Raw genomic sequence first — 22342 nt, forward strand, 5'->3', positions numbered from 1 at the left:
ACGGACAAAACCACTCAAAATAAAAAAGATACAAGAGAGGTCTCTCGTATCTTTTATTCAGCAATCGCGCCCTTTAATGGAACAAAAAGATTTGAATTCCTGTTATAAAAAAAGGATCAATTTTGAACTCTCTCCCAAAGTTGATCCCTTAACGATTTAGAAATCCCTTTGAGAATGTTTATATACATTCAAGGTAACCAGCCAACTAATGACAATGATTCCTGAAAAAAGTAATAACAAATTACTATACAGATAAGTTGACTGATCAACTTCCATAGGTAACAACCTTTGATCAAGTAAGGGTATGGATAATAAACCACCTACAATTGCAATACCTGTTCCCTCTGATAAAAAGCTGGTAAAGTTAAGCAAACTCATTCCAGCACCAGCTTCCTGCTGTTTCAAGCTACTTGAAACAATTGTTGATATAACTGTTTTGGTGAACGAAAGCCCACCTAAAACAAATACGATTATAATTGTCATGAACCATGATGTTGTTTCTAAAAGAAAGGAAGCAGTTAAAAAGCTAACAGAAAGAAATGTAACTCCGATGTTTAACACGTATAAAGGACCTCTTCTATCAACAAGTATCCCACCAATGTAGCCGAAAATAATGACACTCATTGTTCCAGGGAAAATAATTACACTTCCGATTTCGGCAGTACTTAGCTGGTGAACATCTTTCATCATATAAGGAACCATAGAGACAAACCCTGCTACTGTTCCAAATATAATTCCCCCACAAAGAACTCCAATCATAAAAGGTATATTTTTCCCTAATCCGGGATCAACAAAAGGATCTGTTACTTTCCTGATATGTTTTACAAATATCAGGAATGACAGCACGCTAACGATAAGAAAAGAAATGCTATATGATGTTGTAAACAACATAAAAAATACAATGCCTACAGACATTAGTATAATTCCTTTGATATCAAAATGACCTTTTATCCTTACTTCTTTCTTTAATAATTTCATAAGAAACGGAACAGTGATAATTGTTATCATAGGAATGAGTAGAAGATAGGACCAATGAATATAATGGGCTATCATTCCACCAATCGCTGGACCGACTCCTTCTCCCATGGCTACTATCGATCCAATAAGACCAAATGCTTTACCCCTATTTTCCTTTGGAATATAGCGCGCAACTACAACCATTACGAGTGCTGGAAATGCAGCTGCACCAGCCCCTTGAATAAAACGAGCCATAATAAGTAAGGAAAAGAAAGAATGGCCAACAAACCCAATTACCGACCCGAAACAATTTATTATAATTCCAAATAGGAGTAACCTTTTGATGCCTAATTGATCAGATAGCTTTCCATATACAGCTGTTCCAATGGAAAAGGTTAACATAAAGGCTGTGTTCACCCAGTTTGTACTCGCAGGTGGTTTATTAAAATCATTTGCAATATCAGGTAATGAGACGTTCAAAACCATTTCATTTAATACGCTAAAAAAAGATAAAACGCAAAGCCAAATTAAAATTTGGTTGTATTTAACCCTGTTACATTCATTACACTTCATAATTAATTCCTCCTTTACACTTTAATTCAAATCTTTATTAAAAAATATTTCATCTTATTTAACAAGAAACCATATTTATATAACAACATAAAATACACTAAGTTATTTTATTGAACATATATCGTACTTTATCTATCCGACTATTTGGACGACGGGGCTGGCAAACAGGTTCACCGGTAGTAACATGGTACCCTTTTAACTCTGTTAAACAAACACTACGTCCATTTGTAAAGAAAGTTAAATCACTACGATATTCTTGAATACACCGAGCAGGGATTTCTCCACTAAGAATGACCTCATTATTTTTCAATTGAGTGTCTACGATGTTCGCACAATATTTAGGAGCATCGTTGTATGCTCGTGAAAGATATTCCTGTGGCGCATAAATTTTAAAACTAAGATATGGCTCTAACAATTCTGTTCCAGCTTTTTTTAAGACTTGTTCCAATACAATAGGAGCAAGCATCCGAAAATCTGCTGGGGTACTAACAGGGCTATAGTATAAGCCATACTTAAAACAGATTTTACAGTCCGTCACATTCCAACCATACAATCCTTGTTCACAGCCATAGCGTATCCCCTCCATAACTGCATTTTGAAACGATTGATTTAAGTATCCAAGAGAAACCGAGCTCTCATACTGTACTCCGCTCCCTAATGGAAGCGGTGCTACAGATAGACCAATGGAAGCCCAGAAAGGATTCGGTGGAACTTCGATGTGAATGGTATACTCTGCTTTTTTTAACGGTCTTTCCATATAAATGACTGTAGGCTCTTTTATTTCTATCTCCACATGATACTTTTCTTGCAGCAGAGCACAAGTCACTTCCATTTGTACTTTCCCTAAGAAAGAAAGTATGATTTCATGTGTCGCAGAATCCACATAATATCGCAGAAGCGGGTCACTGTCGGAGATTTCTAAAAGTGCATCAAGTAACATTTCCCTTTGTTGAGGTTTGCTCGGTTCAACAGTCGTTTGCAGCAGAGGGAGGGGATTTTCAATTCTCTCTCTCTGTGGCAATAGCTTTGTATCTCCAAGAACACTATTTAACTTCAAAAACTCATTCTGCAAAATAACAATTTCCCCGGAATAAGCCTTATCGATTTTACATAATTCACCATTTATTGAAGTATACATTTCTGTAATTTTTATTTTTTCCTTTTCCGATATTCTAACCGAATCTCGCAAATGCAGTACGCCACTATAAAGACGTATATATGCAAGACGCTGTCTTTTTTCCGAATACTCAATTTTGAAAACTTTTCCGCAAAGTTCAGACTGACCTCGATGTGTTGATGAATAAAATTTATTCGTAATCACTTCTATAAGGTTATCAATCCCTATATTACTTTTTGCACTTCCATGATAAAGAGGGAACAGAGAACAATTCTGAAATCTTATGCTTTCCTCTTGTTCGAGTTCCAATGCTTCTAATGATTTACCGGACATATATTTCTCTAAAAGGTCATCGTTTCCCTCTATTACCGTATCCCATTGTTCAGATTCGGTAAAGTTCGTCACACACATATTAGGATACAGTTCTACCTTCTGTTTGATTACAATTTCGGCAGAAAGTTTCTCTTTAATATCCTGATAAACCGTTGATAAATCAATTCCATTTTGGTCAATCTTATTGATAAAAAAGATTGTGGGAATCCCCATTTTCCTAAGTGCATGAAATAATATACGAGTTTGTGCTTGTACGCCATCTTTTGCAGAAATCAGTAGAATTGCCCCATCTAAAACTGATAATGAACGATATACTTCTGCTAAGAAATCCATATGTCCTGGCGTGTCTATGATGTTCACCTTCGTATTTTCCCACTGAAAAGAGGTTATTCCTGTCTGAATTGTAATTCCTCTCTGACGTTCTAAAAGCGTATTATCCGTCCTCGTTGTACCTTTGTCCACGCTTCCTAATTCTGTAATCGCTCCACTGTTATATAATAAGCTTTCTGTTAAGGTAGTTTTTCCTGCATCAACATGAGCTAAAACTCCAATATTAATAATTTTCATGTGATTTTCCTCCATTCAAAAACCCAAAAGGGCATAAAAATCCCAGTGATAAATACTTTTATCACTGGGATTTTTATGCATAACCATAGGTATACAAAGCATACAGATATTCTCTGGATACTTTAGAATCACATGATAAAGGTATTCTTAAACTGGGTACAAAAAACTAAGCCCTCCTAAAAAAGGACATCCAATTATTTGTTCCCACTATCAAATTGACAGTTTATTTAAGAATACCTTGCCGCATATTTATTAACTCCTTTTAAATAGATACTTAAATAATAGCACGTAAGAGCATATTTGTAAAGGAATCTCCAATTTTTTATCAAAGAGAGTACGTGATTACAAAATAGCTGTAATAATGTACCAATATTTGTTATTCTATAATCTTCCAATTACTCCCGTTCTTTTCAAGTACCAAATCAAATTGAGATACCTGCGTTGCTTTGGTCTGCTGGTCGATATACTCCACTGTCAGCGATACCGTGACTTGATTATCCTTACGATTGTGAATAGGATTTACCAGTTCTTGAAAGATGTACTCTTTTCCGATTGGTTTTAATATCCCGTCATTCACATAGTAGGAAAGTTCACTGGCTGTCGCTGTAGGATAGAGCTTGAAGAACGTCGTTAAAAACTCATTGATTTCATTGGTTGTAATGGAATCAACCGTCCCCTCACTTTCAATGGCTTTTGGTTTATAACTTGATTTCTTAGGTATGTTGGTAATGGTCGGATTCTTAACCAGTACCATATTTCCAGAACCATCTACATAGACACTCACTATATAAGCAGAGTGGACGGTCTTTGTATTTTCTCCCTCTGTAATGAGCTGGTCTACACTGTAGGTTACATTAAACTCATTGTCGCCAGTTGGCTCTACCGTCCATATCTGAAATCCTCTTACAGAAGACGATACAGGAATATCTTTGCGTACTGTATCAACATTGAGAGCTTGAAGTTCATCTGTCAGATAGCCTTTTAGACTTTCCATTCGATTATCAATGGACTTATCGGATTGCTCCCATGAATAGTAGACTTTCGCAAAGTTCTCTACAAAATTTTCTACATGATGAGTATCAACGTATTCCTTTTCTATGATAGTTGTTTCGTGAATAGTATGAGTATCTATAGCTCTAAAGTGCTTGAATATCGCAAAGCTGAAACTAAGCCCTAAAAGTACCCACAAGGCAATCACAACCTTTTTATGAGGATTGACCTTATAGTAGACACGAGGTTTCTTTTCCTTTGGTATCTGTTTTTCTTTATTCTGATTTTTTCTAAATTTCATCATTAAATCTTCCTTTCTCATTGTTTGATTCGTCCTGCTCCCACTAAATGCTGTTGCCAGTAGGGGCTTGTTAAGTCGGCATAACCGATTGGGTCGCCTGCATGAAACATACGGTTATTGCCAAGGTATATCCCAACATGAGTAATATAAGAGCCAGCGTTATAGGTAGAATGAAAGAAAACCAAATCGCCAGCTTGTGCTTCCGATAGTGGGATATGCTGGGTCACATCATATTGCTGTTGTGCGGTTCGTGGTAAGTTAATTCCAGCTTTTCCATACGTCCATTGTGTCAGTCCGCTACAATCAAAAGAAGTAGTCGGGGAAGCTCCACCGTAAACGTATCGCCAGCCCTCATATTTCAGTGCTTCGTCCATGATGGCTTGTACCGTATCATCATCAAACTCTGTTGTGACAAGATACTGCGTTACCAGTTGCACATAAAACATATTGCCATAGTTGTATCGCCAGCCCCCATTGATAGGTATGGCTATGGGATTGGGGTAAGACACTTTTTCGCCACCTGAATACTCTTTTGAGAAACTTTGAGCCAGTTCAAAGGTATATTTATTTCCACGATTAGCCACATACCCTAAGAAACCACCACCATAATTGTAGGACTGGATAACCGATTCTAAATCTACACTGAGCCTTTCGCTACTGGCTAATAATTCACTGAAATACTTCACACCTTGCTTAATGGATTCTTCTGTACTCAATGAATTAGGTGGAAGACCGAGGGATTCCGAGGACTGCATAACATCTTCCGCAGTACCGCCCGATTCCACCTGTATAATCGCAAGAAGTATGTTGACATATTCTTCAACGCCATATTCTTTGGCATATTTTTCTACCATAGGCTTATGAGCCAGCACTTCTGCGGAAACATTCACACCTCCATAATGAATATTGGAAATTCCGCTGTCCTGTTCATCTGAAAATAAAATGGCAACAAACAGAAGCAGTGAGAAGACCATCAAGAATAATCCAGAACCACCAATCACTAAAGTTTTCAACTTCATGGTTTCTTACCGACTTTCTTAATGGTGGCGGTTTTGATTGGTGGTCTACTTCTTGTATTTTGTAGTGGTACTCTTTGAACAGTAGACGGACGTTCTTTTGTGATTGGACGTTGTGAAGTTCTATCTGCTGTAGTGGTTGAAGTTGCTGGCTTTTGAACGGTTTTTTCTTGAACGGTATTGCCTTGGCGTTCCACTTTTGGACTTGAAAAATCGGACTTAACTGCTGGACGCTCTTGTTTGGCTTGTTGAGATTCCTTATATGAAGTCTGAATATTAGACTGTTTTGAGGTCTGTTCATCATGATATTGTTCTTGTCTTGTAGTCGGTCTTTCATGAACAGAAGAAGCAGGCTGTTTTTTCTGTTTGACCTGTTCCATTTCAGAGCGACGCTTCGCAATGGTTTTTCGCCTTTGTTCCTGCTGTTCCTTGCGTCCACTGGCTCTGTCCGCTTTGGTTTGAGAAATACTACTGGTTAAATCACGGACATTCTCTTTTACTTTGGATTTTCCTTGATATACTGCATATCTTGCATTGGTCGGCAAATCTTTAACCTGTTCTTTCAAACCACTAGCAGTGTCTACCATTCTGTCTTTGGTATCAGCTACTGTACCGATGGTTTGACCGATACGTTTTCCAAGTGTTGATTTTTCCTTTCCGTCTGGTCGGGAGTGATCTGCTTGTGTCCTTGCAGAACTCCCCGAACCCGACTGTCCTTTTTTACCTGTAACAATGGCAGACCCAGCCCCTAGAGTAGTCATGGAACGTCCAAGTTTCCGCTGTAGACGGTGCATGTGAGCGTGCATAAGCATACGAGGTTTTCTCATCACACGACTTCCCACACTTTGAGAATCGTTACTCTGTAGAGAAAACATACTCATTAAATCGCCCAGCTTGAAGTAGATTCCTGCAAAGGTCACAATCTGTAGAAAAGCAATCAAAAAGAACGGATAACCAGCCGATAAGGTATAGAGCATGGTTGAAATACTAAATGCTGTCGTAATAATCAATGTGATTCCAGCTCGTGTCAAAATGGTATTAAAGAGCTTTGTTATGGCTCGTTTTGACATACCATCAAATGATGGAATCATGCTTAAAATAAAGCTCACAGGCAGAAACATAGCATAGATGATAAAAAGTACCTGCGAGAAAATCATGATTCCTGTTAATAGGAATACAAATATGGAAATCCCAATATTGAAGACAAATAGGAAGAAGACTGTACCTAAACGGTTAATGGTCTTTGTAATGGTTAGATTGGTATTGCTTCTGTCTTCAATTTCTTCCGCAACAATTTTTTCTCTGTCTTCGCCATTGTTGGAATCTGGGCTGGTGGAGAGCAGGCTTTCCACACGGTCAATACCGATACTTTCAATGTCTGAACTGTTGTATTGAAGCAGTAGCCACGGTTGCTGAACCTGTATGGAAAACAGGCTATCTCTGATTAAGTCCACGCTGTCCTTGCCTTGACTATCGGAATGGGGCATGACAATCTTCGTGCCAAGTGATAAACTGGCATTACTGATGTCTGATGAAAAGTCATTGATTTTTTTAATGTAGTCGGGAGCGTAGGCAATAAAGGAAGCCGATAGGATAAACACCAGCACAAAATTCATAATGGCATGAATTGCCTTTGTGGTTTCTCTCTTTATCAGTCCCGTATAGGTAACATAAACCCCAAGAACCAAAATCAAGAGTAAGAGGAATCCAACATAGAAACCCTCTGTTGAAAATCCGTTTGCACTCACACCAGCTAAGGTCTGCATATTCTTACCAATGGAATCTGCTGTAGCGGAAATGAAGTCTAAGGAATAGGCTTCCTGTACTAAGTAACCTGTCGCATTGGAAACATACAAACTGATTGTCCAAATAAAATTGGTAATGGCATATAGTCCATACATGACCTGTTTTCCAATCCCGTCCGACCAGTTCCACGGAAGCCAGCCCCAGCTATTATCCACATAAAAATCCAGTTGATAGTTTTCAAGTGGGTATCGGCTGTATTCATTTGCCACATTGACCGTATCATCTACCAAGCCCGCAGCTTGAACCACCGTTCCCAGCATGGCTAAAAGAAAAATGGCAATCACAAGTGTGAAAGCCACTGTCATTGCCACTTTACCTAGACGTTTCAGCGTCCAGTTTGATTTTATTCTGTTTACTATTGATGGTTTCACATTTACACCTCTTTTCGCACAGGTGGTCTGGTATCAAAGGCATGGAGCAGTTCTTCAAATACAGGGTGGAACTGTATCACACCGACACGACCATATAAATCACTGATAAGGCATTGCCCGTTTTCCAAATCACGCAATCGCTTCTGATTGTTTTCGTCCTCTGGGTCTACACCAAAAAAGGCTAAGGTCTTTTTAATCTCGTTAAGGTCAGTGGAACGAAATGCAAATTTTAAGCCGAGGTTATTTTTCAGTTTTTCATCTAAGAGGTCGTCTGTATTTTGGGTCACGAAATATACCCCAGCGTTCATAGCACGACCAGCCCGAACCAGCTTCATAGATAGTGTTTTTCCTTGTGCTACCTGTAAAAAGCTCCATGCTTCGTCTAAATCTACAATCTTGAAAATGCTTCGGTCTGTATGGATAAAGTCTAAAGCAAAGGTACTAATGACAATCAGCATAGCAACGGATAAAAGCTCCATAGTGGTATATTCCTCAAAGGAAGTTTCCTTGTCGGGAAGTACCAAGTCCGCAACCTGTATAATGTTCAGTTGTTTTTCTAAGCTGATAGACTGCTCCACATAACCATTACTGAATAATAAATGTGCAAAGTCATAGTCTGTAAAACTTTCGATATGGTCGGCTATACTGGTACTTAGTGGCGTATTCTCAACCCGTAATTCCTCAATCACTTTCATCAACCCTCGTACTTCACTATTGGTTACTGCACGAATGGCTTTTCTAAGGATTGGGAAGCGTTCCCCATCACGAGAGGAAATCCCCGTAAGGAATGTCAGAATATCAATAGCCAGTGATTCAGAATCTTTGGGATTTTTCATAATCACATAAGGGTCAAGTAAGCCTTTGTTTTTCTCATCAGAAGTCAGAGTGACGATATTGATTTCATGGGAAATCTCTGGCAAGGTTTCTTTCCATCTGCCACGTTCTGCTTTTGGGTCTACAATCACTGCTTGTGCCCCATAAAGCACCGCATAATAGACGATAAGGTTATTCGCAAAGGATTTACCACCACCCAGCGAACCAACAAAAGCCGACGCTAACGCATTGGTTACTGAACCCTTAACCCCTTGACTGGCAAGAGCAGGTTTCAGATAGACATTGCGTCCAGTATCTAAGCTGTAGCCAACATAAATCCCCTCATTTTCCCCCAGCATTTGAGTAGCACCAAAACCTAAACCAGCGAGGAAATCAGAGGTCACGTATTGAATATAATCATTCATATAACGCTTGCTGGCAGGTAAAAATTCTTCATGTAAGCCGAGCATATCCCCAAATGGTCGTACCAGTTTTACGCTTAAATCGTCATAAAAATCTTTCACTTCATTACAACGACGTTTGAGTTCGTCAAGATCATTTGCTGATACCCTTACCACATAAGACAGCTTGTACATAGATTCCTTGCTTTGGTCTAAATTGGTTTCCAGCTCATTCACACTTTCCAGAGCTTCCGCCACATTGGAGCTGGTTTCATTATCACTTTGCCAAGCGTGGTTATCCAAGTCTTTCAGTTCTTTCTTTTTATTGCGGACAGTAGATAGGGCTTTACGATTCGCTACAATTTCCACATTCATTGACGTATCAATCGGGAATGTAAATTGCTGTTGCTGGTAGTAGAAGATTTCAGAGGACGGGAAGTCCAGTTCTCCGACAATGCTGTTAATGGTAAAGTAAGCTACATAGACGGTTTCATCTTCCTGCTGGATTTTCAAATATCGCTGTTTTTCTTCCACCAAACAGCGAGTAGGCTTAATCAAGTCATAGTATTTAATCAGCGTTTCATTATCCAGCTTTTTCTTTGATAGATGGTACTCATACTCTTCATAGGCAGTGCCTGTCTGTCCGTAAAGGTGTTCAATCAGATAGCCGAAGTCGTCCTTATCTAACCTGCGGATTTTGAAACGACGAGAGATTTTATTTTCTAAGAGCTTTTCCATCTTCTGAAAACGCAGGATTTCATCATTACTCATACTAACAAAATCGCCCATCAGCTTATGGTTCACATCATAGACAAAATCAGACAAAGCATTTTTTGCTTCAACGGTAAGACTTTTCATAGAAAACTCCTGATCGTTGAGAAGCAACTTAAAGCCGATAAAGAAACGGTAGTTCACTTGATTTTCGCCAATCATGGATATTAAAGCGTCTGTCTGTTGGTCGATTTTGTCATAGGCAACCGCTTTGAGCTTGCCAGTGACTTCATTTTTGGAACGCTCTTGTGCAGAACGTATGCTGGATTCTGTACTGATTTGTAAAGCATGAATTTTGCCATCACGATTTTGTGCGATAAGCTGTCTGAAAGAATCATGCACTTGTATTTTCTGTTCTGGACTTAGAAATGAGTAATTGTAAGGAACAAGCTCATAGTAAGCATAACATTCCCCGTCTTTATTCCAGACGAGATTGTTTTCAATGTATTTAATTGGATATGCCATAAAATTCACTCCTAACTGCTGTAATGGCTTCTTGTGGCTGGTTTCTGCCAAGCGTTACTTTTTTTCCTGCATAGGTCAGCTTTGGTCGCAGTGCATAAGCAATGACAGACTTCAAAAATCCATAAGGCTTTTTACCATCAAAAGTTTTTGTAGACATAAACCATGTGAAAGCCACAGGAATCCCAAAGTATTTGAGAAATGCTCCCTCTATCATGGAAAGAGGGGGCAAGTTGCCAAGTATCATCACTGCAAAGAGTGACACGACAAACCATGTCATTTGCGTAAAGGTTATGGGAAACGGAAGTCTAAAATCATTGATAGAATACAGTACCTTTTCCACAGACCAGATACTGGTATAGCTTCGTATTTTCTTCATGTAATCAATCCTTTCATAAAAAATAGGGGTAGCTGATTGAGCCACCCCGTAAAATAGAAAATCTGCCAGTAGTAATGTACCGACAGATTTAATAGACGATTTCAAAAATCCCATGATTGGTTGAGATAAACGTTCCTGAAAGGTCTAAATCCCGACCATAGGCTTGATAATCAATATAGTTTTGAAGACTAGCTGGTACTTCGCCTAAAGCACCCGTTTCTTCAATGTAGTAGCGTGCCACGTCATACATATCATCACAATCGGAATGAATGATAATATCCTCTTGATGTTCGCTTAGTTCTTCAATGCTTGAAAAATGAGTGAGCAGAGCAGATAGCTCCGATTGTAATTCTTCGGGTAATTCCGATACCATTTCCCATAGTCGATTGAGTTCGCCAATGGAAGTGTATTCGTCAACCGTAAAGGGTAACTCGTAGTCATGAATGGCGTATTCCTCATATTCATCATTCAAGCCGATTTTCTCTTTGACTTCCTCAAAGTCAATGGGAAAGGTAAACCACGCACCGACCAATTCGCCCTCATTGTATTTGCCTAAATTCGCAATATAGACTTGCATATCGTCCATATATTCACGTCCTTTCTTTGTAGAGATTCAAAAATCCCTACCGCACTTCGTTTGGTGTACCATTCCTTTGCGGAACATAAGAAAACCACTTATATTCCACAAAAGAACGGTTTTATTTAAGCACCAATAATGCGATTGAATAGCTCTAGTAAAATGTCTTTTACTCCAGCAGCGTTGAAGACTAAGCCAACCGCAATAATCGCAATAATTAAAAAGCCAATCAGTTTGCTAAACTCACGCTTGAAGCCAAGATACAAGCCAATCACAACGATTGCTAAAAGCACCAGTGATTGAGCGTTTGATAGAAACCAGTTATAAAGGTTTTGTCCAAAATTCATAAAAATGTTCTCCTCTCTATATTCAATGAATTTGTATTTGAGTTATTTTTTTGTTGTTATCACGTCCTGTTCTTTTACTGACTGTTGCTTCAAAATCTGCTTGTGTCGGTCTGTCAGTTTCGCATGGTCGAGAATGTCTTTTACAACCTGCGTCTGGTTGATTTCATCAAGTTTAATCGCAACCTTTAAGGTCGGGGCAACTTGATGAGATAGCCAGTTCAGCGTCCTTTGGAAGGAGTAAGGCTCTGGTTTTGTGGTTAGTTTTAATCGTTCACGATTGTTCCCAATAAACCAAGCCCATTCTTCATTCAGTTTCCAATCAGAACGAGGTTTGGAATCGTCTTTATCTACAAAACGGATATACCGATTGATAATTTTAAAGGCGGTATGCTCTGGATTGTCATAGACGAGTAAATCACGGACTGCATAATAGGCACGCTCATTTTTCAATCGAATCTCAAAACGGTTTTTTACTTCTGCGTCTTCAATGGGAATATCATTTTTCTTGTACTGCTCGTAGTCCTTTTCATAGATACAGAAATAAACTTCACTTTGTAATGAACCGATATAGAGGGTGTTTCCCATACATTCCTTTTCCTCTTTGCGTACCAGTTCGCCACTGCGATAGCTTTTAAAACTGCGGAAGACGGAGATACATTCTTCCTGTTGGCACTTTTCAGTGAGTACAGGGATATTCAAAATCCCTGTCTTATCGTTAATGGCAAGGTCAAGGCGTTTCATCACACCGCCAGCCACCAAAACGTCCATAAAGAACTCATACCAGCTTCTTTGTTGTGCCAGAAGATAGCTTTCAAATTGTCTGCACCCACGACCTTTCAATTCCACCAGAACTCCTTTGTCCAGTTCATGGGAGCAAAGGACGAATATGTCGCCTAAAGCATAATGCTCTGAATAAGAATAGAAACCATAGTCCTCATGAAGAAAATAGGACAGTTTCAGTTGTAAGATGTTTTCGACCACCTGCTGTACGTCTGTTGTCGGAAAGCGAATCCTTACATAATCAAACAGCATTTCAAGGGGAGCGTCGGGATTGAAGCGTTCCAGAGCTTCCCAAAGGGACTGCTGTAAATCCTCTGATGGCTTGACTTTTCCTGTTTCAATATCGCTTAGATACTGCCTTGTAATACCAGTCGCAACAGCTAAACGGTTTTGAGATAGTCCATAAGCCAAGCGTTTTTCTTTTAAATGCTGTAACCAAGTTTGTTCATTCAGTAAAAATCCCTCCAATCAAAAAGGCGTATGTCAACTTTTAAAGCCCATTTGACATACGCTGAAATTTTGTAAATCCCTTGTAACCAAAGGATTTTCTAATGTTTTTTTGACTGTTTCCTGTCGATTTGTACCCCCCTGTTAGATACGGGGGGTTAAGTGCTGGCGTGGCTATTGCCACACCAGCCAGCAAGATCAGTCCACACCTGCGACTTCCGCTTCGCACGTCGCCTGCGTGGACTGTCTGCTGTTGGATAACTTTTTAATTTCCTCCAAGAAATCATATCCTTTTGGTACAAGGGGAGTATAAAACTCTGATATGACACTTGTTCCTACATCAACATAGCCACGACCTTTGATTCGCTTTAAGAAGAAATCCTTTTGTACGTCACTGCCAAACATCATGCCATAGCCCATTTCAGACATACGACCTAAAGCCACTCTGAAATTAAACTGATCACGGATTCCGTCGCCTAAATATTTTGCGTCTGGACGTTGACAAGCCAGTATTAGAAAGAAGCCAGCTTGACGACCTAACATGACAATCTGTTTCAGCTTATTCATAACTGCGGTGTTTTCTTTTGTTCCCAGCATTTCCATGAAAGCGACGTATTCATCAAAGATTAAGAAGTGTGCCGGGAGACCTAAGTAAGCATAATTTTTGCCAGTCTTATAGTTCTTCATCTGCTTCATTTCCTCACTACGTTTCATCATTTCTTCATAGAATGTTTCAATGCAAGAAAGCAAGTCTTCTTTTCTATAGTAGACATTTGCCATCACAGAACCTAAGTCCGCAAGGTCAGCATTTTTCGGGTCAAGAATATACAGTTTTGAATCTGTATGAAGCAAGGCTTCAATCAGTGTCAGTATAAAGTAAGTTTTACCGCCACCTGTACCACCAGCAATCAACATATGAGGGAGCTTATCATATTCCCACCATACGTTTTTCATTAAGCGAAGTTTACCATCTTTAGCTTCTACTTCATCAATAGAAATACGACTGGCTATGGTGTCATAGAGCAAAGTATATTCCACATAGGAATCCTTTAACTCTTTATCCGTCAGCTCACAGTACAAGCCACTCTCTAATTTCTTTTCCAAGTGTAAGAGTTGGTCTTGATATTTTCCCAGCGTGATTTCCACCCGTATCTGTATCAAGCCATTTTTAAGTCGATAATACATTTTAGGGAAGTAGGTTATCTTTTCCTTTGTACGACCAGCACTATCTTTAAAGAAACCCTCTGTTTTGACCTGTTCAGATTCATACCACTTGTTTTCAAGTATCATCTTTGCCAGTTTTTGACGGTGGTAAAGTTGTTTAACCGTATCATAGCGAACCCGTTTGAATACAAACGCTACCAGCAAGCAGATAAGAATTGCGACACTGAAACTGATAATTAAATAGGGAATGTCAATCTTATCTGCTTGTGATAGGTTAAAATCCTGCCAGTTGATCTGCTGGATTGTCTTCACATGAAACAGTCCGACAACCAGCAGGAAAACAGGCAGGAGTGACGCTATCGTAAAATGAAAGACTAAATCTTTACCAGATGGGCGAATCCTTTTACCACGCTGTTTCATGCGAAAAAGTCTCCTTTCTACCTAGCGACTATTTGTCTTGTGTCGGTTCTTTCTTTGCTTGTGGTTGAGCTTTGAATGAACTAGAATCCTTTGTCAGCACAATATCGTCTGCCTTGATATACCAGTCAACATCTGCTCCTTGATAGGTGGCAGTAGCAACGGTGTCCGCAATGGGATTGATAAGTTCCACCCGTGCGTTATAATCAAACTCTTTCAAAGGCACGCTGGCAGGAATACTTACTTGAATCATGCGTCCTTGTCCTTTGGATTTTAAGTCATAGGTACGTTCCTTGATTTCATCTGAAACCGACCCGTCTTCATTTTGGATTCTCACTTCACGACGTAGAGCAGAGAATTTCAATTCTCCAAAAGTCGTGTCTTTATCTAATACAATGCCATTTGCTAATCTCATCATTTTTCCTCTCTTTCTTTATTCTTTTATCATGTCGTCAGCATGTAAAAGGTAATTTGTAAAACCACGAGTGCCGATTTTGTAGCCCTCTGCGGTAATACGTGGATTGACTAACTTCACACGTTCCTCAAAGCCGAAATGTTTTTCGCCAGCTTCAGCAGGAAGCACCACCACAATATCATCTGCTCTTTGAACATCAGAATAGAGATTATAGCTTCTTGATAAGACAGTTAGCCGTCCGTTGATTCTTCGCTGAACGACTTTATCCTCGCCAGCAAATTCTAAATTGCCGAATGTTTTTTCCATGTTGGGAATCACAAATTTAAGTTCCATATTTTTACCTATCCTTTCTTTTTTATTGGCTGAATGAATGTTTGATGGTCTTAAAGAGTGGGGAACGACCTTTTGATTCTTGATTTTTTGTTTTCATAAGTTCACTTCCTTTCAAAATCGGGTAAAAAAATAGACACCTCATTTTTTGAAGTGTCTACCTATTAAATATTCAAATTTTATTGGAAGTATCTTTATATCTTCACTTTTCAAGGATAAATCGTCGTATCAAAGCTCATTCATAAGTAGTAAATTAGTAGTAAATTGAGTGGTTTTGACCTTGATAAAGTGTGATAAGTCCAGTTTTTATGCGGATAACTAGATTTTTATGCTATTTTTATACTTAAATAATATGAAACGCTTTATGTCTATTTATATCTTCCTTTTCCACAAGAAGCTCTATATAATTATCATATTTCGTACCATATGATTTATATATTAAAAGATTAAATAAATCTTTTTTGCTAAACATATATAATGCAGATTCAATTGACCCTTCAATGTTAATTTTTGATAAATCTTCTCCACAATTTTTTTCTATATTTTGAAAAGATTCCTCTTCAAACTTGTTATAAAAACCCAAAAGTTCTTTTGCCAATGGATCAACTAAACTGATAAATAAATCTTCTTTGTCATTAAAATGCCTGTAAAAAGCACCCGTTGTAACTCCAGCATCTTTACAAATTTTTCTTAAATTAGCTCGTTCATATCCATCCTTCAAAAAATTCGCTTTACCACTATCCATGATTTTTTTATGTGTAAGCTCATATCCATTCAAATCTGCCATTACTCTGCCTACTTTCTCTTTACTGATCAATTTCCCGCCTCATCTTGATAACTTAGTTATCATTTTAATATTGTCGATCATGTATGTCAAGTATTTTCTGGAACTCTAATAAAAAAAATGGTACAATAAATACAAATAGTTTTATACACGCTTAATGCTTGCTACTCTAATTATTCTTTTGTAGCTTTTGTAGCTTTTGTAGCAAGCACAGTAAGTGTACGGACACTTACGGAAAATTGACGAAGCAGCCCTTGGGGATCTGCTTCTTTTTTTATCAATTTTTAGATTGTTAGGGAGAACCCTAAGACCCCGAAATACATTCAAAGGAGGAACTAACTATGGCAAATAGATTAAGAAACGAAAGACTTGAAATTAAACTAACTGAAGAAGAAAAGGCTCTTTTTGAAGAGAAAAAAAGACTTGCGAAGTGTAGAAACATGAGCCATTTCATCCGCAAATGCGTTTTGGAAAAGGAAATTTATCAAGTGGATTTAGAGCCTTTCAGAGATTTACAAGGCTTACTTTCTAATGCAACAAACAACATCAATCAGATTGCAAAGCGAGTAAATTCGACAGGTGTAATCTACAAAGAGGACATAGGTGATATAAAAAAAGAGATTGAACATTTCTCAAAAGAGCTGTGGCAAATTCATTCACTACTTCTGAAAAGAACATCTGAAACGGAAGGTGAATAATAATGGCTATTACAAAAATACACCCAATAAAATCGACTCTTAATCTTGCTATCGACTACATTGTAAATGGAGATAAAACAGACGAGCAGCTTTTAGTAAGCACTCATAAATGCCACGAATCAACTGCTCACACTCAGTTTTTAAGGACACGAAATGACGCAGGAACAAAAGGAACCGTTCTTGCAAGACATCTCATTCAATCCTTTTTACCGGGAGAAACAAGCCCTGAATTGGCTCACCAGATTGGTATGGAGCTGTGTAAAAAGATACTCAAAGAGGAGTACGAATTTGTCTTATCTACTCACGTAGATAAGGGGCATATCCACAATCACATCATCTTCAATAATGTAAATATGGTAACAGGTAGGTGCTACCAGTCTAACAAGAAAAGTTACCACCAAATCCGTTATCAGAGTGATAAACTCTGCAAAGAAAATAACCTATCCGTTATTGACGAGTTTTACGAAAGCTATAAGAAAAAATACAAGACTAACGGTAAATCTTGGTATGAAAATGAACAGGCAAAACATGGCACTTCTTGGAAAAGCAGGCTTCAATTTGACATTGACAGAATGATAAAACAGTCAAAGGACTGGGACGAATTTTTAAAGAAGATGGCTGATCTTGGCTATGAAATCAAATACGGTAAGCACATTGCTTTTAAGCCAAAAGATAAGGCGAGATTTACAAGGACTAAAACAATCGGAGAAGATTATACCGAAGAAAGATTAAAAGACCGCATTGCAGAAAGAGAGTTTATCAAGACTCCTGCCGTCAAAAAACGCATCAGCAATGTTATTGACATGAACACCAATGCAAAGGTAAAGGAAAGCAAAGGCTACGAATATTGGGCAACCAAACATAACCTTCATACAATGGCTGAGTCTGTTATTTATATCAGAGAACATGGCATTAAATCCGTTAAACAGCTTGACGAGTATATTCAAAAAGCAGCTGATGAAAGGCAAAATATACAAGAGAAAATCAAGTCTATTGATAAGGAAATGCAGAAGCTTTCCACCACTATGGAGCAAGTTCATACCGTTAAAAAATACAGAGCGTGCTACAAGGAATATACTGCTAATCCGTCTGACAAGGCATTTTTTGAAGAGTACAAAGCTCAGATTACCCTATATGAAAATGCTCTCTCAGAGCTTAAAAAATCCTATTCCAAACTCCCAAATTCAAAGGATATTTTAGCTGAACTTGATAAATTACAAGAAAAAAAGAACACCCTTATGCAAGAGTATTCTTCCTCAAAATCCACTATGGACGAGCTTTATAAGATACGAAAAAATTACGGAATCTACATGGGTAAGGAGATGGAGAGATAATCTTTATCTCCTTTTTTCGCAAATAAAAAAAGAGTCGGTGCAGTCCCAAGACCACACCGACCATAAATTTATCTCTCAGCTTCTTTTGATGTTTCTTTCTTTTCTTTAGGCTTTTCCTTATCTTCAGCCTGATATTTTTTGATAGCTCCAAGCACAGACTCTTTCTTTTCATCTCGACCTTTCATCTGTTCTTTTGCCTTTAAAAGCTTTGAAGAAAGTATCCTGATGTTAGTATGTTCCTTGCCGTTATCGTCAACGGAAGTTCTGATCTGTCCAAAGAGTTTTACAAAATCTCCCTGCTTAAAGTCTTTTGGAATATCACCCTTTTCTCCGTATGCGGAGCAATTATGATATACCTTATTGCCCTCATCATCTTTAGATGCCACAGAGAAGTTTACTACTTGAAAGGCTTCGCCGTTCTTATTTTCCCTTTCAACTACATCGATCTTTCCTACAATATTTCCAACGATATTGACAAGATTATCTTTCTCCTCTTGAACATAAGGAAGATTTTTAATCTGCCCCTGTTCTCTTAAATCTTCAATCATGTAATCAAATTCCTCATGCAGTAAATTAACGGTGTCATTGTCCATATAAGCCTCATAGAGCTTATCCAAAGCACTTTCATCGTTGATACCTTTTTCCATGCTGATAACCGCCTTAACAAAGTCCTTGTGATTATCACTTACCATATCTTCTATCTGATTTCTCATTGTTTTGTAATCCATGTTTTATCTCCTTTCATGGTAAAAGGGAGGTTTCCCTCCCTTATCGTACATATTCCTGTTCTTTTGCAGTTTGTTTTTCTTCTGTTTTACTTTCTTCCTGATAGGCTCTTATCTGTCCTAAGATAGATGGTTTATCACCCGTTTTCTGTGTGGCTTCCTCTTTGGTATGCAAATTATCTTCAACATCATAGGTTGACTCAAAATAATCGCTGTCCTTAAAGTCATTGTCGTATCTGTCAGCAATTCCATCATTATCAAGGTCTTTAGAAAGTGGATCATAGAAGTTACCTTCATCATCAATGTCCAGTCCCAGAGCTGCCTTTAAGTCCTCGGAATCCACATAGACTAAATCTTCAAAAGAGGATAGCTCTATTTCATTTTTCATATTCCTTAGAGCTTCATTTTCTCCTTTGTTTTCATAATCAAAACTCTCCGTTTTAATCGGTATATCTTCAATATACTGTGTCCATGTCTTATCCTCTAAGTTAAGCTCATATTGGATGCTGTGTCTTTCGTCAGGTGTATTGGTATAGGCGATGCCGATGTGCTTTAGATCAGGATATAGAGTATCAAACTCATCATAACTATGATTTTCTTCATACTCTCTGTTGCAGAAGTCAATGATGGCTCGTTTTACATCTTCTACAAGGGGATTATCATTTCTCTTTTCTTCCACTTCTCCCATATCAAGGAGCTTATTCAGTTCTGCCAAGCGAAGCACATTATCCTTTAGTTCATCAGCTTTTTCAAAAGGCTTTTGTAATTCCTCTTTGGCATTTTCAAGCTGTTCTTTTGTGCCGAGGAGCTTTTCTTCAAGCCTCTTTAATTTCTCAGGCATTTTCTCAAGAGCATTATCAAACCTTGTAATATTACCGTCCGCACTCGTTCCAAGCTCTCCTGAATGCTTTGCAGCACCGTTTAAGCTGAAGTTATGCTCATTGGTGAAGAAGTTGTAGCTTACCTCTAAGTCCATGTTTCTATACTTACCGATAACCTTGCTTTCATTGATTTTCACTTTAGAAATAGCTTCAAGCAACTTTTCTCCGGCTAACTTTTTATCTAATATCTTCTCACCACCGATAGTAATAGAAGTAAACTTTTCCTCTCCTTCAGCTTTTGCTTCTACATCTTTAATATCTTTCTTTACAGCCTCAATGAGTTTTTCTGTCCTTGCAATTTCTTCCGGATAGTTTTTAGCAACCTTATCCTCTAATCTGTAACGGTTGGACTTATAGTTTGCTTCAAGCATTTTAAGTTTTGTAACCTCATTATCCAAATCCATCTTTTCCTTAATCTTCGGATCACCTGTAGCAAGGGCTTTAATCTCTGCATAGTTTAAGCTGCTTTCGTCCACATCTTCCGCCACTCTGACAGGTGTTTTACTTGTCATAATCTGAGAAATGAACTTCTGTTTATTCTCGATGGTCTGCCAAAGGTACGCATCAAAGGTATTCTCCGTTACATATCTGTATATGCTGACTTCTTTGTTTTCATTTCCCTGTCTTACAATTCTGCCCGCACGCTGCTCAAGGTCTGGTGAGTAGTCCGAAGTGGTCAATTTAATTTACCTATAAACTTGTAGTGAATTTCAACCTTTTGGCTAATTTGACCGTCTATTTCTTCCTTGTCATAGACATATATCTTATCTATTATTTGATTTAAAATATATCTGTTTAGCGATTTTATCTTAGCATACTTGCTAATATTATCCATGAATTTCTTGTAGTTATCTTCAGTTTCAAAAGATACTTCTATATCGCCCTCTAAGACTTTGATTTCCTCGATTAACTTGTCTTGTTTTTTAGATATGCTCACATTCATTAGATTGAAGTTTCTTTCGGTTATATTTCCCTCTAACCTATCTTCATATAACTGTTCATAGCTTCTGTCTAATTCTGCTAGTTGGTTCTTTTTAAGCTCCAGCTTGTTAGATAGTTCTTTTCCCTCGTCAATTTTTTCTACTTCAATCTTTTCTATTATCTTTTCTACAAAGTCTTCTTTAGCAGATAGTGCCATATTTCCATGATATTGTATATCTTCAAGAACAATATTATATAGATCCCTAGCTTCAATTCTGTGTGATGAACAAGCATTTACTCCATATTTTTTATATGTGGAGCAAGAAAAATGAACAAAGTCTATGAGTTCTTTCTTTTTAAGCCTATAATCAGTTTTTGGTGTCAATGCATAACCACATTTAGGACATCTTACAAGTCCTTGAAAAATGTTGTCATAATAGAGTCCCTTTTTATTGTTACACTTCCTCTTATCAACCATTGTTTGAACTTGTTCCCATATTTCCTCACTAACTATTCCCTCGTGGGTATCTTTAGCATAAATATAGTCACTTTTAGGAATATACATTCTTTTTGAGTTCTTAAATGATAAGGTAGGTCTTTTATTTCTTGCCATATTTCCACAATAAACGGGATCTCGCAAAACATTTAACACCATTCTATGTGACCATTGATATTTATTTTCTTCTGTTAGTCCATAAAGCTTTTCAGCATTTTCAACAAAAGCACTTGGTCTTGGAATTTTTCTCTTCATCAACTCCTGGCTAATAAGTTGAGTACCCTTACCCTCTAAACACAATTTATAAATGAGTTCTATAATAGGTTTAGTTTTCTCATCTATGATTAATCTGCGTTTATTATTAGGGTCTTTTAGATAACCAAATGGAGCTTTAGAGCCTATATATGTTCCCTCTCTCATTCTACTTTGAATTGCACTTTTAACTTTTTTGGAAGTATCCTTTGCGTACATTTCATTGAGAATGTTTTTAAATGGCATAATATCATTTTGATTGCTATTTAATGTGTCTATACCATCTGTTATTGCAATATATCTTATGTTCTTTTGTGGAAAGTACATTTCGATATATGCTCCACTTTGAAGATAGTTTCTTCCTAACCTTGATAAGTCTTTTGTGATAACACAATTTATTTTTCCGTTTTCAATATCAGTAATCATCTTCTTAAATGATGGTCTTTCAAAGTTTGTTCCCGAATAACCATCATCTACATAATAATCATAAATAGCGATACTGTTACTTTCTGCAAATTGTTTTAACATTACTTTTTGTGACCATATACTCATACTCTCAACTGAGTTTCCGTCGTCTTTTGATAGTCTACAATAAAGTCCTGCTACATATTTTTTAGTCCTGCTCAATTTCAATCTCCTTTCCCTAAACAGGACTATCTCAATAATTTAATTATACTAAAATACTCCCGTTTAGTCAATCAATACTTACGCTTGCGTTTGTTTATTTTCTCTATCTTTTTCTAAGTTTCTTTCGACTACATGCTCGATAATATCTTCAAATACTTCTTCAATCGGCTTTTTGCCTACATATACTCGCTTTATTTCATAGTTGATTTTTCCACTTCGTTTTTTCTTTTTTAATTCCATATAATTTCTCCCTTTTGTTGCAATAAAAAAAGGCGATTAGATTTTTAATT

Annotated in this window: 19 protein-coding genes and 3 pseudogenes; 2 read left to right on the top strand and 20 right to left on the bottom strand. The window is 37.7% G+C overall.

Annotated features, from left to right (window positions below; genetic code table 11):
* Positions 1 to 156: 156 nt before the first annotated feature.
* The 16 genes and pseudogenes from tet(L) to HMPREF2933_RS01560 form a co-directional block, all read right to left on the bottom strand.
* Positions 157 to 1530: a tetracycline efflux MFS transporter Tet(L) gene (gene tet(L), locus HMPREF2933_RS01495; RefSeq protein ID WP_002345004.1), complete on the bottom strand. Its 1374-nt coding sequence runs from the start codon at positions 1528 to 1530 to the stop codon at positions 157 to 159.
* Positions 1531 to 1627: 97 nt separating this feature from the next.
* Positions 1628 to 3547 (bottom strand): tetracycline resistance ribosomal protection protein Tet(M), encoded by a 1920-nt coding sequence (gene tet(M) / locus HMPREF2933_RS01500; protein ID WP_070654311.1) that lies wholly within the window; start codon positions 3545 to 3547, stop codon positions 1628 to 1630.
* Between the two features lie 15 nt (positions 3548 to 3562).
* Positions 3563 to 3610, bottom strand: a pseudogene (locus HMPREF2933_RS10575) (hypothetical protein); the annotation flags it as partial.
* A gap of 313 nt (positions 3611 to 3923) precedes the next feature.
* Positions 3924 to 4859 carry a conjugal transfer protein gene (locus HMPREF2933_RS01505; protein WP_070672379.1) on the bottom strand — a complete coding sequence of 312 codons (936 nt, stop codon included), beginning with the start codon at positions 4857 to 4859 and terminating at the stop codon, positions 3924 to 3926.
* On the bottom strand, positions 4856 to 5857 hold the full coding sequence (locus HMPREF2933_RS01510; protein WP_000769868.1) for a bifunctional lytic transglycosylase/C40 family peptidase: 1002 nt from the start codon (positions 5855 to 5857) through the stop codon (positions 4856 to 4858). The genes HMPREF2933_RS01505 and HMPREF2933_RS01510 overlap by 4 nt, the downstream gene beginning before the upstream one ends.
* Positions 5854 to 8031 carry a CD3337/EF1877 family mobilome membrane protein gene (locus HMPREF2933_RS01515; protein ID WP_070672382.1) on the bottom strand — a complete coding sequence of 726 codons (2178 nt, stop codon included), beginning with the start codon at positions 8029 to 8031 and terminating at the stop codon, positions 5854 to 5856. Before HMPREF2933_RS01515 ends, HMPREF2933_RS01510 begins: the two co-directional genes overlap by 4 nt.
* Before the next feature lie 2 nt (positions 8032 to 8033).
* Complete coding sequence (locus HMPREF2933_RS01520) at positions 8034 to 10481, bottom strand: conjugal transfer ATPase TcpF (RefSeq protein ID WP_000331160.1); 2448 nt, start codon at positions 10479 to 10481, stop codon at positions 8034 to 8036.
* Positions 10465 to 10857 carry a conjugal transfer protein gene (locus tag HMPREF2933_RS01525; protein ID WP_000723888.1) on the bottom strand — a complete coding sequence of 131 codons (393 nt, stop codon included), beginning with the start codon at positions 10855 to 10857 and terminating at the stop codon, positions 10465 to 10467. Before HMPREF2933_RS01525 ends, HMPREF2933_RS01520 begins: the two co-directional genes overlap by 17 nt.
* Positions 10858 to 10945: 88 nt before the next feature.
* Positions 10946 to 11443 (bottom strand): antirestriction protein ArdA, encoded by a 498-nt coding sequence (locus tag HMPREF2933_RS01530; RefSeq protein WP_000342539.1) that lies wholly within the window; start codon positions 11441 to 11443, stop codon positions 10946 to 10948.
* A gap of 116 nt (positions 11444 to 11559) precedes the next feature.
* Positions 11560 to 11781 carry a hypothetical protein gene (locus HMPREF2933_RS01535; protein WP_001009056.1) on the bottom strand — a complete coding sequence of 74 codons (222 nt, stop codon included), beginning with the start codon at positions 11779 to 11781 and terminating at the stop codon, positions 11560 to 11562.
* A gap of 42 nt (positions 11782 to 11823) precedes the next feature.
* Positions 11824 to 13029: a MobT family relaxase gene (gene mobT, locus HMPREF2933_RS01540; protein WP_000398284.1), complete on the bottom strand. Its 1206-nt coding sequence runs from the start codon at positions 13027 to 13029 to the stop codon at positions 11824 to 11826.
* A gap of 22 nt (positions 13030 to 13051) precedes the next feature.
* Complete coding sequence (locus HMPREF2933_RS09605) at positions 13052 to 13204, bottom strand: hypothetical protein (RefSeq protein ID WP_000879507.1); 153 nt, start codon at positions 13202 to 13204, stop codon at positions 13052 to 13054.
* 2 nt (positions 13205 to 13206) lie between these two features.
* Complete coding sequence (locus HMPREF2933_RS01545; protein WP_000813488.1) at positions 13207 to 14592, bottom strand: FtsK/SpoIIIE domain-containing protein; 1386 nt, start codon at positions 14590 to 14592, stop codon at positions 13207 to 13209.
* A 28-nt stretch (positions 14593 to 14620) separates the two neighbouring features.
* Positions 14621 to 15007: a YdcP family protein gene (locus HMPREF2933_RS01550; RefSeq protein WP_000985015.1), complete on the bottom strand. Its 387-nt coding sequence runs from the start codon at positions 15005 to 15007 to the stop codon at positions 14621 to 14623.
* Positions 15008 to 15022: 15 nt separating this feature from the next.
* Complete coding sequence (locus tag HMPREF2933_RS01555) at positions 15023 to 15337, bottom strand: YdcP family protein (RefSeq protein WP_000420682.1); 315 nt, start codon at positions 15335 to 15337, stop codon at positions 15023 to 15025.
* Positions 15338 to 15680: 343 nt separating this feature from the next.
* Positions 15681 to 16121, bottom strand: a pseudogene (locus tag HMPREF2933_RS01560) (TetR/AcrR family transcriptional regulator); the annotation flags it as partial.
* Between the two features lie 338 nt (positions 16122 to 16459).
* Here HMPREF2933_RS01560 and HMPREF2933_RS01565 point away from each other — a divergent pair.
* Together HMPREF2933_RS01565 and HMPREF2933_RS01570 are read left to right on the top strand one after the other, a co-directional pair.
* Positions 16460 to 16816 (top strand): plasmid mobilization protein, encoded by a 357-nt coding sequence (locus tag HMPREF2933_RS01565; RefSeq protein WP_000013547.1) that lies wholly within the window; start codon positions 16460 to 16462, stop codon positions 16814 to 16816.
* Between the two features lie 2 nt (positions 16817 to 16818).
* Positions 16819 to 18150: a relaxase/mobilization nuclease domain-containing protein gene (locus HMPREF2933_RS01570; protein ID WP_001018662.1), complete on the top strand. Its 1332-nt coding sequence runs from the start codon at positions 16819 to 16821 to the stop codon at positions 18148 to 18150.
* A gap of 68 nt (positions 18151 to 18218) precedes the next feature.
* Here HMPREF2933_RS01570 and HMPREF2933_RS01575 read toward each other — a convergent pair whose 3' ends face one another.
* The 4 genes and pseudogenes from HMPREF2933_RS01575 to HMPREF2933_RS01590 all read right to left on the bottom strand — a co-directional run bounded on the left by HMPREF2933_RS01575 (position 18219) and on the right by HMPREF2933_RS01590 (position 22292).
* Entirely contained in the window at positions 18219 to 18878 is a 660-nt protein-coding gene (locus HMPREF2933_RS01575; protein ID WP_000384996.1) for a single-stranded DNA-binding protein, read from the bottom strand.
* Positions 18879 to 18918: 40 nt separating this feature from the next.
* Positions 18919 to 20412, bottom strand: a pseudogene (locus tag HMPREF2933_RS01580) (helicase); the annotation flags it as partial.
* Positions 20413 to 20432: 20 nt separating this feature from the next.
* Positions 20433 to 22052, bottom strand: a complete 1620-nt coding sequence (locus tag HMPREF2933_RS01585) for a recombinase family protein (protein WP_024052578.1) — start codon at positions 22050 to 22052, stop codon at positions 20433 to 20435.
* A gap of 78 nt (positions 22053 to 22130) precedes the next feature.
* Positions 22131 to 22292, bottom strand: a complete 162-nt coding sequence (locus HMPREF2933_RS01590; RefSeq protein WP_019213949.1) for a hypothetical protein — start codon at positions 22290 to 22292, stop codon at positions 22131 to 22133.
* Positions 22293 to 22342: the final 50 nt, after the last annotated feature.

It is taken from the genome of Streptococcus sp. HMSC066F10, from assembly GCF_001813805.1.
GTDB classification, from domain to species: Bacteria; Bacillota; Bacilli; order Lactobacillales; family Streptococcaceae; genus Streptococcus; species Streptococcus vaginalis.